This window comes from Serratia sp. TSA_130.1, assembly GCF_052691795.1.
The window spans coordinates 1,083,654-1,096,643 of record NZ_JBQZFS010000002.1 but is presented as its reverse complement, the minus strand read 5'-3'; the positions used below and the strand labels follow the sequence as shown (position 1 = coordinate 1,096,643).

General features: G+C 57.7%; 12 protein-coding genes. 2 read left to right on the top strand and 10 right to left on the bottom strand.

The features are described 5' to 3' along the window. Positions 1–87: 87 nt before the first annotated feature. The gene (thiI, locus tag ACUTQY_RS12135) at positions 88–1,536 is read left to right on the top strand and encodes a tRNA uracil 4-sulfurtransferase ThiI (protein WP_033642063.1); all 1,449 of its coding nucleotides are present in this window, start codon (positions 88–90) and stop codon (positions 1,534–1,536) included. 66 nt (positions 1,537–1,602) lie between these two features. Here the strand turns inward: thiI and yajL are convergent, their stop codons facing one another. Both yajL and panE read right to left on the bottom strand, forming a co-directional pair. Next, a complete protein-coding gene (yajL, locus tag ACUTQY_RS12130; protein WP_033642064.1) occupies positions 1,603–2,193 on the bottom strand; it encodes a protein deglycase YajL in 591 nt (196 codons plus the stop codon). Beyond that, positions 2,156–3,067 carry a 2-dehydropantoate 2-reductase gene (gene panE / locus ACUTQY_RS12125; RefSeq protein WP_033642065.1) on the bottom strand — a complete coding sequence of 304 codons (912 nt, stop codon included), beginning with the start codon at positions 3,065–3,067 and terminating at the stop codon, positions 2,156–2,158. Before panE ends, yajL begins: the two co-directional genes overlap by 38 nt. A gap of 182 nt (positions 3,068–3,249) precedes the next feature. Here panE and ACUTQY_RS12120 point away from each other — a divergent pair, with 182 nt between their 5' ends. Continuing rightward, entirely contained in the window at positions 3,250–3,741 is a 492-nt protein-coding gene (locus ACUTQY_RS12120) for a YajQ family cyclic di-GMP-binding protein (RefSeq protein ID WP_004940373.1), read from the top strand. 34 nt (positions 3,742–3,775) lie between these two features. Here ACUTQY_RS12120 and ACUTQY_RS12115 read toward each other — a convergent pair whose 3' ends face one another. The 8 genes from ACUTQY_RS12115 to ACUTQY_RS12080 all read right to left on the bottom strand — a co-directional run bounded on the left by ACUTQY_RS12115 (position 3,776) and on the right by ACUTQY_RS12080 (position 12,684). After that, on the bottom strand, positions 3,776–5,140 hold the full coding sequence (locus ACUTQY_RS12115) for an MFS transporter (RefSeq protein ID WP_025301760.1): 1,365 nt from the start codon (positions 5,138–5,140) through the stop codon (positions 3,776–3,778). A 199-nt stretch (positions 5,141–5,339) separates the two neighbouring features. Continuing rightward, a complete protein-coding gene (gene cyoE, locus ACUTQY_RS12110) occupies positions 5,340–6,230 on the bottom strand; it encodes a heme o synthase (protein WP_025301761.1) in 891 nt (296 codons plus the stop codon). Between the two features lie 17 nt (positions 6,231–6,247). Next, entirely contained in the window at positions 6,248–6,586 is a 339-nt protein-coding gene (locus tag ACUTQY_RS12105) for a cytochrome o ubiquinol oxidase subunit IV (protein ID WP_004940369.1), read from the bottom strand. Continuing rightward, positions 6,586–7,200 carry a cytochrome o ubiquinol oxidase subunit III gene (locus ACUTQY_RS12100; RefSeq protein ID WP_004940367.1) on the bottom strand — a complete coding sequence of 205 codons (615 nt, stop codon included), beginning with the start codon at positions 7,198–7,200 and terminating at the stop codon, positions 6,586–6,588. Before ACUTQY_RS12100 ends, ACUTQY_RS12105 begins: the two co-directional genes overlap by 1 nt. Next, a complete protein-coding gene (gene cyoB / locus ACUTQY_RS12095) occupies positions 7,190–9,181 on the bottom strand; it encodes a cytochrome o ubiquinol oxidase subunit I (RefSeq protein ID WP_033642067.1) in 1,992 nt (663 codons plus the stop codon). The genes ACUTQY_RS12100 and cyoB overlap by 11 nt, the downstream gene beginning before the upstream one ends. A 3-nt stretch (positions 9,182–9,184) precedes the next feature. Then, the gene (gene cyoA / locus ACUTQY_RS12090) at positions 9,185–10,135 is read right to left on the bottom strand and encodes a cytochrome o ubiquinol oxidase subunit II (protein WP_033642069.1); all 951 of its coding nucleotides are present in this window, start codon (positions 10,133–10,135) and stop codon (positions 9,185–9,187) included. A gap of 440 nt (positions 10,136–10,575) precedes the next feature. Then, entirely contained in the window at positions 10,576–12,054 is a 1,479-nt protein-coding gene (gene ampG, locus ACUTQY_RS12085) for a muropeptide MFS transporter AmpG (RefSeq protein ID WP_033642070.1), read from the bottom strand. Positions 12,055–12,105: 51 nt separating this feature from the next. After that, entirely contained in the window at positions 12,106–12,684 is a 579-nt protein-coding gene (locus ACUTQY_RS12080; protein WP_033642071.1) for a lipoprotein, read from the bottom strand. Positions 12,685–12,990: the final 306 nt, after the last annotated feature.

Below are 12,990 nucleotides of genomic sequence, written 5' to 3'. Positions count from 1 at the left end.
GGCGCTCATGTGTGGTTTTGTGCGCAGAGCACGGCGATATGGTGATATACTCCGCGCCGTAATTCTTATCTGACAACAAAGACCGCCATGAAGTTTATCATTAAATTGTTCCCGGAAATCACCATCAAGAGCCAATCTGTGCGCTTGCGCTTTATCAAGATTCTCTCGACCAATATTCGCAACGTCCTGAAGCAGTATGATGAAACGCTGGCGGTCGTCCGTCACTGGGATCATATCGAAGTTCGCGCCAAAGATGAAAACCAGCGGCCGGTCATCGCCGACGCGCTGACGCGCATTCCCGGCATCCACCATATTCTGGAAGTGGAAGATCGCGCTTATACCGATATCCACCACATCTTCGAGCAGACACTGGAAGCCTACCGCGCCCAGCTGGAAGGCAAAACCTTCTGCGTGCGCGTCAAGCGCCGCGGCAAGCAGGCGTTCAACTCGCAGGACGTGGAGCGCTACGTCGGCGGCGGTCTGAACCAGCATATCGACAGCGCGCGCGTTAACCTGACCCGCCCGCAGGTCACGGTAAACCTCGAGATCGAAGACGACAAGCTGATGCTGGTTAAACGCCGCCTCGAAGGCATCGGCGGTTACCCGGTCGGCACTCAGGAAGACGTGATGTCGCTGATTTCCGGCGGTTTCGACTCGGGCGTGTCCAGCTATATGCTGATGCGTCGCGGCTGCCGCGTGCATTTCTGCTTCTTTAACCTGGGCGGCGCCGCGCATGAGATTGGCGTGAAGCAGGTGGCGCACTATCTGTGGAACCGTTTCGCCAGCTCGCACAAGGTGCGCTTCGTCGCCATCGACTTCGAACCGGTGGTGGGCGAGATCCTGGAGAAAGTCGACGACGGTCAGATGGGCGTGGTGCTCAAGCGCATGATGGTGCGCGCCGCTTCGCAAGTGGCCGAACGCTACGGCGTGCAGGCGCTGGTAACCGGTGAGGCGCTGGGGCAGGTGTCCAGCCAGACGCTGACCAACCTGCGCTTGATCGACAATGCGTCCGATACGCTGATCCTGCGTCCGCTGATCTCGCACGATAAAGAGCACATCATCAAACTGGCGCGTGAAATCGGCACCGAGGACTTCGCCAAAACCATGCCGGAATACTGCGGCGTGATTTCGAAGAGCCCGACGGTAAAAGCCGTCAAGGCCAAGATTGAAGAGGAAGAAAGCCACTTCGATTTCAGCATTCTCGATCGGGTGGTGAGCGAGGCGAAGAACGTCGATATTCGCTCCATCGCCGAGCAGGCGCAGGAGCAGGTGACCGAAGTGGAAACCGTCGCGGCCTTCGGCGCCGACGAGGTGATCCTGGATATCCGTTCCAACGACGAGCAGGAAGAGAAGCCGTTGCAGCTGGAACAGGTTGAAGTGAAAGCGCTGCCGTTCTATAAGCTGAGCACCCAGTTCGGCGATCTGGATCAGAGCAAAACCTATCTGCTGTACTGCGAGCGCGGCGTAATGAGCCGCCTGCAGGCGCTGTACCTGCTGGAGCAGGGCTTCAGCAACGTGAAGGTTTATCGCCCGTAACGCGGGCAGCGGCGTAAATGAGAGGGGCTGAACCGGTGTTCAGCCCTTTTTTTATCGGCAAGCCGCTCAGTCGCGGAAATCGTACATCCCAGGGATCAGCACCAGCTGCGCGGCGATCTCCGCCGCTTTGGCCTTGCCGAGCAGCAGGTCTATCAGCTTCAGTGCAAACTCCATCGCGGTGCCCGGCCCCTGGCTGGTGAGCAGGTTGACGCGCGCGTCGTACACCACGCGGCGCTCCATCCATTTATCCGCCGGTATCCGATCTTTCAAACCCGGGAAACCGGTCATGTTGCCGATCGGGAACAGATCGTGGTGCTGCAACACCAGCGCCGGGGCCGCGCAGATGGCGGCGACGATGTGGCCCTGCAGATGCATCTGCCGCACTTTTTCCACCAGCAGCGGACTGTCGCGGAAGCATTCCGCCCCCTGCAGGCCGCCGGGCAGCACGATGGCGTCGAAAGGCTCATCGACGATCGCCACCAGCGGCGCGTCGGCCAGCAGCTTGACGCCGCGCGAACAAACGATAGTCAGCTCGCCGTCGCCGGCGACGCTGGCGGTAGTGACTTTAACGCCCGCCCGCACCAGCAGATCGATGGTGGTGACGGCTTCGGTTTCTTCGCTACCAGGTGCCAGGCAGACCAGCGCCGATACGCTCATATTCATTTTCCTTTCGTTTAATCAATTCAAACAGCCGCGCATTCTCCGGCAGCGTGAGGCCGTGGCTGCGCGCGCGGCGCAGCAGGTAGCCGGTGATGTAGTCGATCTCGGTATGCCGCTGGCTGCGGATATCCTGCAGCATCGACGAAACGTTGTCGGCGGTGCTGTGGATCACGTCCATCACGTATTGCATCAGGCCTTCGCAGGAGGTGTGGTAACCCTCCATGGCCATCACGCTGGCGACTTCACGACACAGCGCTTCGATCTGCTCCGGGTAGCGCTGCAGATCGCCGTTGCGGCAGCCGTACAGCGCCGTCAGCGGGTTGATCACGCAGTTGACCGCCAGCTTGCGCCAGTTGGCCGAGGCGATGTTGTTGTGCCAGGCGACGTCGGGCAGTGCCTGATGCAGCACTTCCGCCAAGTGGCTGAGGTGCTGGGCGGCCGGTGAGGTGGGGCCGATGTGGGTGATGCCGGTGGCGACGTGGATAATGGTGCTGCCTTCGTGGCGCGCGGCGTGGGTGGTGGTGCCCTGCAAGATGGGCTGGCCGTTCGGCGGCAGCTCTTCCTGAGTGCCCATGCCGTTGTGCAGCAGCAAGATGGCGCAGCGGGGGCTCAGCTTCGGCAACAGCGCGCTGACCGCGCTGGATACCTGCCAGGCTTTCAGCGTCACCAGCAGCAGCTCGCTTTGCGCGAGGTGCTCCGGATCGTTGGTGGGCAAATTGCGATTAAACGAGACGCCTTCCGGCTCTATCACGTTCACGGCGCAAAAAGGCTGCGGCACTCTTAGCCATCCCTGTACATCGTGGCCCTGCTGATACAGCCGGGAGAGCCACAGTTGTCCGAGCGCGCCGCAACCAAGAATGGTTATTTTCATTCAGTCTCCTTGGAAACACGGGAATACCGCTCAATTACCGTGATCTAACTATAGGCTTTATGGCAGCCTGAAGCGCTATCCCTGCGTGCGTTCAGCAGATTTTGTCTGAGGCGGCAAAGCGGTTATCATGCTCGGCATCAAAATCGCCTAAGCTATTAGGCACTCATTCAGGAGGAAGAAGTATGCCATCTTTCGACATCGTTTCCGAAATTGATATGCAGGAAGTGCGTAACGCCGTTGAGAACGCCACCCGCGATCTCGGCACCCGCTGGGATTTTCGCAACGTGCCGGCCAGCTTTGAGCTAAACGAGAAGAATCAAAGCATCAAGGTTGCCACCGAGTCTGATTTTCAGGTGCAGCAGCTGCTCGACATTCTGCGCGAAAAGCTGAGCAAGCGCAGCATCGACGGCGCCGCGCTGGAGATCCCGGAAGAGTTTACCCACAGCGGTAAAACCTACAGCGTGGAAGCCAAGCTGAAGCAGGGGATTGAAACCAGCGTGGCGAAGAAAATCGTCAAGCTGATCAAAGACAGCAAGCTGAAGGTGCAGGCGCAGATCCAGGGCGAAGAAGTGCGGGTGACCGGCAAGTCACGCGACGACTTGCAGAGCGTGATGGCGCTGGTGCGCGGCGGCGATCTGGGCCAGCCGTTCCAGTTCAAGAACTTCCGCGATTAATCTCGACGGGGCCGGCATTGCCGGCCCTGATTTTTTACAGCGAATTGACCAGCGCTTCCAACTGACCGCGATTGGTCTGCTTGGTATCCACCTTGACGTAGGCGCTGCGCTCTTCCGGCACGACGATCGCCTCGGCCACGCCGGGCTGCGCCTTCAGGCGGCTTTCCAGCGCTGAATCCTTCACCGCCAGTTCCGACAGCGTAATGCGCAGGCTGCTGACATACGGCGGTTCTTTCATGGTGCTGCTGACCAGGAACCAGACGGCGGCCAATACTGCGCCGGCGATAAACACCAAGCCTGCCCCCTGCAAACCGTACAGCCAGCCGCCGAGGCTGCCGCCGATCGCCACGCCGATAAACTGGCTGGTGGAGTACACCCCCATCGCGGTGCCCTTATAGCCGGCCGGCGATTCTTTGCTGATCAGCGAAGGCAGGATGGCTTCCATCACGTTGAAGGCCATAAAGAACAGCTGCACGCCGGCGATGATGCCCCATAGATGAGCGCCGGAGAGCCACAGCAGCACTTCGGCGCAGAACAGCACCGCCACGCAGCCCATAAACACCTGCTTCATGCGGCGATATTTCTCGGCATAGATAATGAACGGCACCACGGCGGCGAACGACACCAGCATGGTCACCAGGTAGACGATCCAGTGTTCGCTGGCCGCCAGCCCGGCTTTTTCCATCGCCAGCGGCAGCGCCACGAAGCTCGACATCAGCAGAATGTGCAGACACATGATGCCGAAGTTGAGTTTCAACAGGCGCGAGTTGCTCAGCACTTTGCGGAAGCTGCCGCGCACGATGCTGGACTCGCGGTTCAGCAGATGGGTGTCGGCGGAAGGCACCACTGCCAGGGTGATGACGATACCGGCCAGCGCCAGCACGGCGATCATCCAGAACAATGCGTGCAAGCCCAAGGCGTGAGTGATGATAGGGCCCAGAACCATGGCGATGGCGAAGGTGATGCCGAAGCTGACGCCGATAAACGCCATCGCTTTGGTGCGGTTCTGTTCGCGGGTCAGATCGGAGAGCAGCGCCATTACCGCGGCGGCGATGGCGCCGGAGCCTTGCAACGCGCGGCCGAGGATCACGCCCCAGATAGAGTCAGTGACGGCGGCGATCACGCTGCCGAGGGCAAAGATCAGCAGGCCGCCGACGATCAGCGGCTTGCGGCCGATGCGATCGGACACCAGGCCGAACGGGATCTGAAACACCGCCTGCGCCAGGCCGTAAATGCCGATGGCGATGCCGATCAGCGCTTCGCTGGCGCCGTTGAGCGCCATGCCGTAGGTGGTCAACACAGGCAATACCATAAACATGCCGAGCATGCGCAGGGAGAATACGGTGCCCAATCCCCAGGTGGCGCGGCGCTCCTGCGGGGTCATTGAATTATCGTTCACATCAAACCTCGGTAAAAACCATGCCATCAGACGTTGAGACAGCGCCTGATGGCATGATTTCTGTAAAGCTGCGTCATTTTAGTGTGCAGGGCAGGGGGGGGTAAATCGAATGTTGTTTAACAGATATTACAGTTTGGCCGCTTTTCGGCGTGACAAATAAAATGGGCCGCATACGCGGCCCATTGACAGATGATTTGGCTTACCAAACGTAGGTCACCAGCGCTTCAGGCGCCGCCGTGGCGCTGAAGTCGATCGACATCATCACGCTCAGCGAGGTGATGGCGACGATGGAGAACACGAACAGTTTACGCGCCCAGACGCTGTCGTTTTCGGTTTTGTAACCGCGCAGCGCCATGCCCAGCCACCATACGCTCACCGCCGCAGCGACGATCAGGTATTTGTAGCCGGCGTAGCCCACCAGGGTCAGCATCAGCGTGGCGATCATAAACGCCAGGATGTAGACCGTGATGTGGTTCTTGGCGACGGAAATGCCTTTCACCACCGGCAGCACCGGAATGTTGGCCGCCTGGTAATCTTTAAAGCGGAAGATAGCGATCGCATAAGAATGCGGCATCTGCCACAGGCTAAAGATAGCCAGCAGGATCAACGCGCCGGCGTCGAACTCGTTGGTGACCGCGCAGTAACCGATAACCGGCGGCGCGGCGCCCGACAAGCTGCCGATCAGCGTGCCGTAGACCGAGTGGCGCTTCATGTACAGGCTATAAACGCCGACATAAACCACGAAGCCCATCACCGCCAGCCACATGGCCAGCGGGTTGGCCGCGATATACAGCAACGCGAAGCCCACAATACCCAACGCGGTCGCATAAACCAGGGTGACACTCGGCGCGATCAGGCCTTTTACCAGCACCCGATTCTTCGTTCTCTCCATCTTCTTGTCGATGTCGCGGTCGATGTAGTTGTTAAACACACAGCCCGACGCGACCACCAACGAGACACCCACCAGGGTGGCGAGAAACAGGGGATAGTCGATGCTCCCTTTGGAAGCGAGCAGGAATCCCCCAACGACAGAAATTAAATTGCCGAAAATAATTCCTGGTTTAGTGACTTGCAGGTATTGCTTAATCATCACGTGCAGCTCAGCTCTTAATCGACCATCATATTGATGTTGAGGTTGTACATAATCCAGAGTGAACCTACAACAACGATACCGATGATCATAGCGGTGAACAGCAATGCCACCAGGTTCCAGCGCTCTTCCGATGAGGTGTTCATGTGCAGGAAGTAAACCAGGTGAACAATCACCTGGATAACCGCCATACCGACAACAACCGCCAGGATGGTGGAATGAGAGGCAGTGCCGTTCATTACCATCGCAAATGGAATTACCGTCAGGATGATCGACAGGATAAAGCCGATCAGGTATGACTTCACGCTGCCGTGGCTTGCGCCGCCGTGAGAGGTTTCATGGGATGAATGGCTCATTACATAACCCCCAGCAGGTAGACAACGGTAAATACGCAGATCCAGACCACGTCCAGGAAGTGCCAGAACAGGCTCAGGCACATCAGGCGGGTTTTGTTGGTCGCGGTCAGGCCGAACTTGCTCACCTGAATCATCAGCACGATGATCCAAATCAGGCCGGAAGTCACGTGCAGACCGTGGGTGCCGACCAGCGCGAAGAAGCTGGACAGGAACGCGCTGCGATCCGGACCGAAGCCTTCGGCGATCAGGTGATGGAATTCATAGATTTCCATCGCCACGAAGCCCAGACCGAACAGGAAGGTCAGGAACAGCCAGGTGTTTACACCGCCAACTTTACCCTTGTTCATGGCGATCATCGCCATGCCGTAGGTGATGGAGCTGAATAACAGCAGGAAAGTTTCGACCAAGACAAACTTCAGGTCGAAGATGTCTTTGCCAGAGGGACCGCCGGCGGTCCCGTTCACCAGGACTGCATAAGTCGCGAACAAGCTCGCAAACAAAATACAGTCGCTCATCAGGTAGATCCAGAATCCGAAGACCTTGGTCTCACCCGCATCGTGGTGCCCATGCTCTGCATGGGCTGCGTTATGATTGGTCAGAGTTTCAGTTGACATGGTTCACGCCTGCTTTACGGATTTGTTCGTAGTGTTGGTTCTCAATGCGCTCGATTTCATCAACCTGCACATAGTAGTCAACATCGTGATCGAAGCTCTTGCCGATCCAGACGACGATCATACCGATGAAACCGGCCAGAGCCATCCACCAGATTTCCCAAATCATTGCGAAACCGAATACCAGGCTGAAGAAGGCGATGATAACGCCGGCGCCGGTGTTCTTAGGCATATGAATCGGTTCGTACTTAGCCGGTTTCTTATAGGCTTCGCCTTTTTCTTTCATGTCCCAGAACTCATCACGGTCATGAATCTGCGGCACTACGGCAAAGTTATAGAACGGCGGTGGAGAAGACGTTGACCACTCCAGAGTACGAGCGCCCCATGGGTCACCGGTCAGATCGCGGTTCTGTTCGCGGTCACGGATACTGACGAAGATCTGGGTCAGCTGGCACAAGATGCCGCAGGCGATCAGCGCCGCACCGCCGGCTGCAACCAGCAGCAGAGGGTGGAACTCAGGGTTAATGTTCTGGCTGATACGACGGGTCATGCCCATAAAGCCCAATGCGTACAGCGGCATGAAGGCGGTGAAGAAGCCGATGATCCAGAACCAGAACGCGCGGATGCCCCATTTTTCGTTCAGCGTGAAGCCGAAGGATTTCGGGAACCAGTAGGTCAGGCCCGCGAAGCAACCGAACACCACGCCGCCGATGATGACGTTGTGGAAGTGCGCGATCAGGAACAGGCTGTTGTGCAGCACGAAGTTCGCGCCCGGCACAGCCAGCAGAACGCCGGTCATACCACCCACGGAGAAGGTGATGATGAAGCCAACGGTCCACAGCATTGCGGAGTTGAGCTTGATGCGGCCCTGATACATGGTGAACAGCCAGTTGAAGATTTTCACCCCGGTCGGGATGGAAATGATCATGGTGGCGATACCGAAGAAGGCGTTAACGTTCGCGCCGGACCCCATGGTGAAGAAGTGGTGCAGCCAGACGATGAACGACAGAACGGTGATCGCGATAGTTGCCCATACCAGTGAGGTATAGCCGAACAGGCGTTTTCTGGAGAAGGTCGCGGTGACTTCGGAGAACACGCCGAACACCGGCAGAACCAGAATGTACACCTCTGGGTGACCCCAGGCCCAAATCAGGTTGATGTACATCATCATGTTGCCGCCCATATCATTGGTGAAGAAATGGGTGCCCAGATAGCGATCCAGGGTCAGCAGCGCGATGGTGACGGTCAGAATTGGGAAAGAAACGATGATCAGGACGTTGGTACACAGCGCCGCCCAGGTGAACACCGGCATCTTCATCATAGGCATGCCAGGGGCACGCATCTTCAGAATGGTGGCGAAGAAGTTCACGCCGGTCAGCAGGGTACCCAGACCGGAAATCTGCAGACTCCAGATCCAGTAATCGACCCCGACGCCAGGACTGTACTCTTTACCCGACAGCGGCGGATACGCCAGCCAACCGGTCTGAGCGAATTCACCGACCCCCAGGGAGATGTTGATCAGCACAACGCCCACCACGAAGAACCAGAAGCTCAGGGAGTTCAGGAACGGGAAGGCGACGTCGCGCGCGCCGATTTGCAGCGGCACCACGACGTTCATCAGGCCGACCACGAAAGGCATCGCCATGAAGAAGATCATGATGACGCCGTGCGCGGTGAAGATCTGGTCGTAGTGGTGCGGCGGCAGGAATCCGGCTTCGCCGGCGGACGCCAACGCCTGCTGGCTACGCATCATGATGGCGTCGGCGAAGCCGCGCAGCAGCATGACCATCGCCACGACGATATACATGATACCAATTTTTTTATGGTCGACCGAAGTCAGCCATTCGCTCCACAGCCACTTCCATTTGCCGAAATAGGTCAGCAGCGCCAGCACTGCCAGGCCCCCGACGATAATTGCGGCTACGGTGACCATGATGATCGGTTCGTGGTACGGAACCGCATCAAGTGTTAATTTTCCCAACATCAGTTATTCCTCGGCTCCGGCGTGAGCAGCATGTTCACCCATGTCCATACCTTGGCTCATGTCCATGCCTTCGTGCGCGCCAGCGCCCTTGTGCATATCCATGTCGCCCATGAATTTGGCAATTGTTTCTTTGAACAAATTCGGTTTGACAGCGGCAAAGTACTCGACCGGGTTGTTTTCACTCGGCTCTGCCAGTTTGTTAAAGTCGTCGGTGGTGTTCAGGTTTTTAGGCGATGCCTTCACCTTGGCCACCCACTGATCGAAGTCGCCTTCGGTCGGGGTAACGATCGCGGTGAATTTCATACCGGAGAAGCCTGCGCCGCTGTAGCTGCTGGAGATGCCCTTGTAGGCACCGGCTTCGTTGCCGATCAGGTGCAGTTTGGTCTGCATGCCGGCCATCGCATAAATCTGTCCACCCAACTGCGGGATAAAGAACGAGTTCATTACCGAGTTAGAGGTGATCTTGAATTCGACTGGAACATCTTTCGGGAAAGCCAGCTCATTAACGGTCGCAATGCCTTGTTCCGGATAGATGAACAGCCATTTCCAGTCGAGCGACACCACTTCGATCGTCATCGGCTTCTTGTCGGTGACAATCGGCTTGAACGGGTCGAGTTCGTGGGTAGTCTTCCAGGTAATGGTGCCAAGGATGGCGATGATAATGATAGGAATGGTCCAGACGACCGCTTCGATCTTGTTGGAGTGGGCCCAGTTCGGACTGTACTTGGCGTCTTTGTTGGAAGCGCGATACTTCCAGGCAAAGGCGAACGCCATGAAGATAACTGGCACCACCACGATCAACATCAACGCGATTGCAGTGATAATCAGTGTCCGTTGCTCAACACCAATTGCTCCTTTGGGATTCATCAAAACCATATCGCAGCCACTGAGCAATACAGTGCCTGCAATTAATGACAGCATCCCAATACTTTTATTGTATTTCTTAAGTCTCATCTAACGACCTCAATAACAAAGGCTCAATTGTCGTTTCATGTGTGCGGGCATTTTACGGGAAGGTTGCAGTACTGTAAACATGCTTAAGGGAGTGTCAGCGGCTTGTTGACACTTTCTGTTAAGGGGGTCACAGATGTAACCCTGCGTGACAATTTACCAATGACAACAACGCGTTGGCACGCTGAATCGTGACGAGCAGTCCGTATGTTAAGGAAAACTAAAGGTATGATGAATCTGGCGAAGAAATGCGCGGCGGGGAAATACGCAGAAAAGGTTTATTTAATGTAAAATAATTGTGTCTTAAAGGTGAATTTAATTTTATTTCCGAGCGCCGCAGTCGGATAAAAAAATAATTTTCTCGCTGATTATCTTTTTTTAACGAAATAAATACACCCCCGGATCGCTTTTTTTTCGGCCGGCAAAATCGCCGGCCGGTCGGGTTACGCCAAACGAGCGCGGCGCAGCGCCAGATAATCCAGCATGCTGCCCATCGCGACGCCGAGCAGGCTCAATGCTGCGCCGATCTGCAGCAGCCGGTCGGCCAACAGCGGCGCCTGCGTCCAGTCGAGCGCATTGGCGATCAGCAGCAGCAACCACAGCCCCAGCAGCGAGCAGCCCAGCGTCAGCAGGCGCAGCGCCCAGCGGTAAGCCTGGGTAAACGCGGTGCGCGGCATAAAATCGCCATGCTGCTGGGTGTGTTCCAGCGTCTGGCGGCAGACGCCGAGCAACAGCAAGCCCGGCAGCGCGGCGGCGATCGAGAACAGATAGAACAGCGGCCAACCATGGGCTTCGACGAACCAGCCGGCGATCGGCCCGACATAAACGCGACCCACGGCGGACAGCGCCGACAGCAGCGCGAACTGGGTGGCGGAGAACGAACGGTTGCACAGCGTCATCAGCAGCGCGACGAAGGCCGCGGTGCCCATGCCGCCGCACAGGTTTTCAAGGAAGATGGCGCTGCCCATGGTGAGCAGGTTCTTGTCGGTCACCGCCAGAATCCAATAGCCGAGATTGGATACCGCCTGCAGGACGCCGAACAGCATCAGGGCGCGGAACAGGGTGAGACGCTGCATCAGCACGCCGCCGAACAGAGCGCCGACGATGGTGGCGAACAGCCCGAGGGTTTTGTTCACCAGCCCCACTTCGCCGGCGTCGAATCCCACGCCGCGGATCAGGAAGGTGGTGCTCAGGCTGCCGGCGAAGGCGTCGCCCATTTTGTACATCACGATCAGTAGCAGGATCAGCCAGGCGTTGTTGCGGCCGAAGAAATCGCGCAGCGGCGCGACGACCGCCTGTTCCATGGTGCGCGGCGCCGGGATGCTTTCATCCGGTTCCGGCGCCATCAGCGTGGCAGCCACGCCGATCAGCATCAATCCGGCCATCAGCCAGTAGGTGGCTTGCCAGCCGAAATAGCGATCCGCCAGCCACAGCGCCAGGCCGCCGGAAACCAGCATCGCCAGCCGATAACCCAGCACCGATATCGCCGCGCCCGCGCCGCGTTCTTCGGCTTTCAGCAGGTCGGTTTTATAGGCGTCAAACACGATATCTTGCGAGGCGGAGCAGAACGCCACCAGCACCGCCAACGCCGCCAGCCACCACAGGTGCTGCGCGGGTTGCATAAAGCCCATCGCCACGATCGCCGCCACCAGCAGCAGCTGGCTGATCAGCAGCCAACCGCGCCGCCGCCCGAGGAACGGCGGGGTATAGCGATCCATGAAGGGCGACCAGAGGAATTTGAAGACGTAAGCCTGGCCCACCAGCGAGAAGATGCCGATGGTTTTCAGATCGATGTTTTCGACGGTCATCCAGGCTTGCAGCGTGCCGGAGGTCAGTGCCAGCGGCAGACCCGACGCGAAGCCCAGCAGCAGCAGAATGGCGGAGTTACGCTGGGTGAAGATGTTCAGATAGTGTTTCGACATGAGTTCCCTGTCTGCGCCGCCCGATCCGCCGGGCGGCGCCAGGCGCGCCGATTAGCGCGCGTTTTGCTTGATAAAGTCGTTGACGCTGGTGTCCTGCGCCATGTCGGCGATCACGTCGCCCAGCACGGAGTTGACGGCGTCGGTGATCTTGTCGTTGGTCGCCGTGAAGGCGCCCTGCACGTTATAGGTCGAGCGGTAGTTTTTCACCTGCTTGTTGCCGTTCTTCGCCTGGGCGATGATCGAGATGTCGGCTTTGGTGGTGATGTTGTAGCGCAGGTTGCCTTCGGATACGTCCGCGTACAGATTATTGACGACCACCTGCAGCGCGACCGGGCCGTCGGCGCCAATCATGTAACCGCGGGCGCCCATTTGTTTCTCCAGCACTTCCTGCAGCAGGAAACGCAGATCGCGCGACGGCGTCAGCGTGACCAGTTGGCCGTCGCGGTTCACCTTGGCCAGCGCCTGATCGGTGCGCTGATCCGCGCCGTTGATGCTGATGGTGATGCCCTGCAGGGTCGGATCCTGCTGCGGCAGAACGATTTTCGGCGTGACGTTCAGGGTGTTGCTGCTGGTCGCGCAGCCGGCCAGCAGCAGGGCGGTCAGCAAAGGAAGACAAAGTTTCTTTAACATGTTTTCTGTCTCATTCTCGATGGATTTAGCAATAATCAGAGCGGGATAGCCGACAACGAATTGCCGACATCATAGCATCGCCGCCGTGCGGTGGAAGCGCGGAAGGCGCCTGAGTGACAAATTTTTACCTGCCGTTGATAAAAACACGCTTTTTTGGCCCGCTCAATCGGATAATCCCCCAAGCGGCGGGGATGACGCTCATCCTCTGACCGCAGAAAAGAGAAATTTGTCCAGGCGATGGTCTAAACGGGGGAAAACCGGCTAATATTGAACTAGATGGGCACGGTCCTCTGCCGGTGTTGTAAG

What these genes read in the sequence shown, in the direction of transcription:
- thiI (WP_033642063.1), top strand. Translation starts at nt 88, where the DNA reads ATGAAGTTTATCATTAAATTGTTCCCGGAAATCACCATCAAGAGCCAA.
- yajL (WP_033642064.1), bottom strand. Translation starts at nt 2,193, where the DNA reads ATGAGCGTATCGGCGCTGGTCTGCCTGGCACCTGGTAGCGAAGAAACC.
- panE (WP_033642065.1), bottom strand. Translation starts at nt 3,067, where the DNA reads ATGAAAATAACCATTCTTGGTTGCGGCGCGCTCGGACAACTGTGGCTC.
- ACUTQY_RS12120 (WP_004940373.1), top strand. Translation starts at nt 3,250, where the DNA reads ATGCCATCTTTCGACATCGTTTCCGAAATTGATATGCAGGAAGTGCGT.
- cyoE (WP_025301761.1), bottom strand. Translation starts at nt 6,230, where the DNA reads ATGATTAAGCAATACCTGCAAGTCACTAAACCAGGAATTATTTTCGGC.
- ACUTQY_RS12105 (WP_004940369.1), bottom strand. Translation starts at nt 6,586, where the DNA reads ATGAGCCATTCATCCCATGAAACCTCTCACGGCGGCGCAAGCCACGGC.
- ACUTQY_RS12100 (WP_004940367.1), bottom strand. Translation starts at nt 7,200, where the DNA reads ATGTCAACTGAAACTCTGACCAATCATAACGCAGCCCATGCAGAGCAT.
- cyoB (WP_033642067.1), bottom strand. Translation starts at nt 9,181, where the DNA reads ATGTTGGGAAAATTAACACTTGATGCGGTTCCGTACCACGAACCGATC.
- cyoA (WP_033642069.1), bottom strand. Translation starts at nt 10,135, where the DNA reads ATGAGACTTAAGAAATACAATAAAAGTATTGGGATGCTGTCATTAATT.
- ampG (WP_033642070.1), bottom strand. Translation starts at nt 12,054, where the DNA reads ATGTCGAAACACTATCTGAACATCTTCACCCAGCGTAACTCCGCCATT.
- ACUTQY_RS12080 (WP_033642071.1), bottom strand. Translation starts at nt 12,684, where the DNA reads ATGTTAAAGAAACTTTGTCTTCCTTTGCTGACCGCCCTGCTGCTGGCC.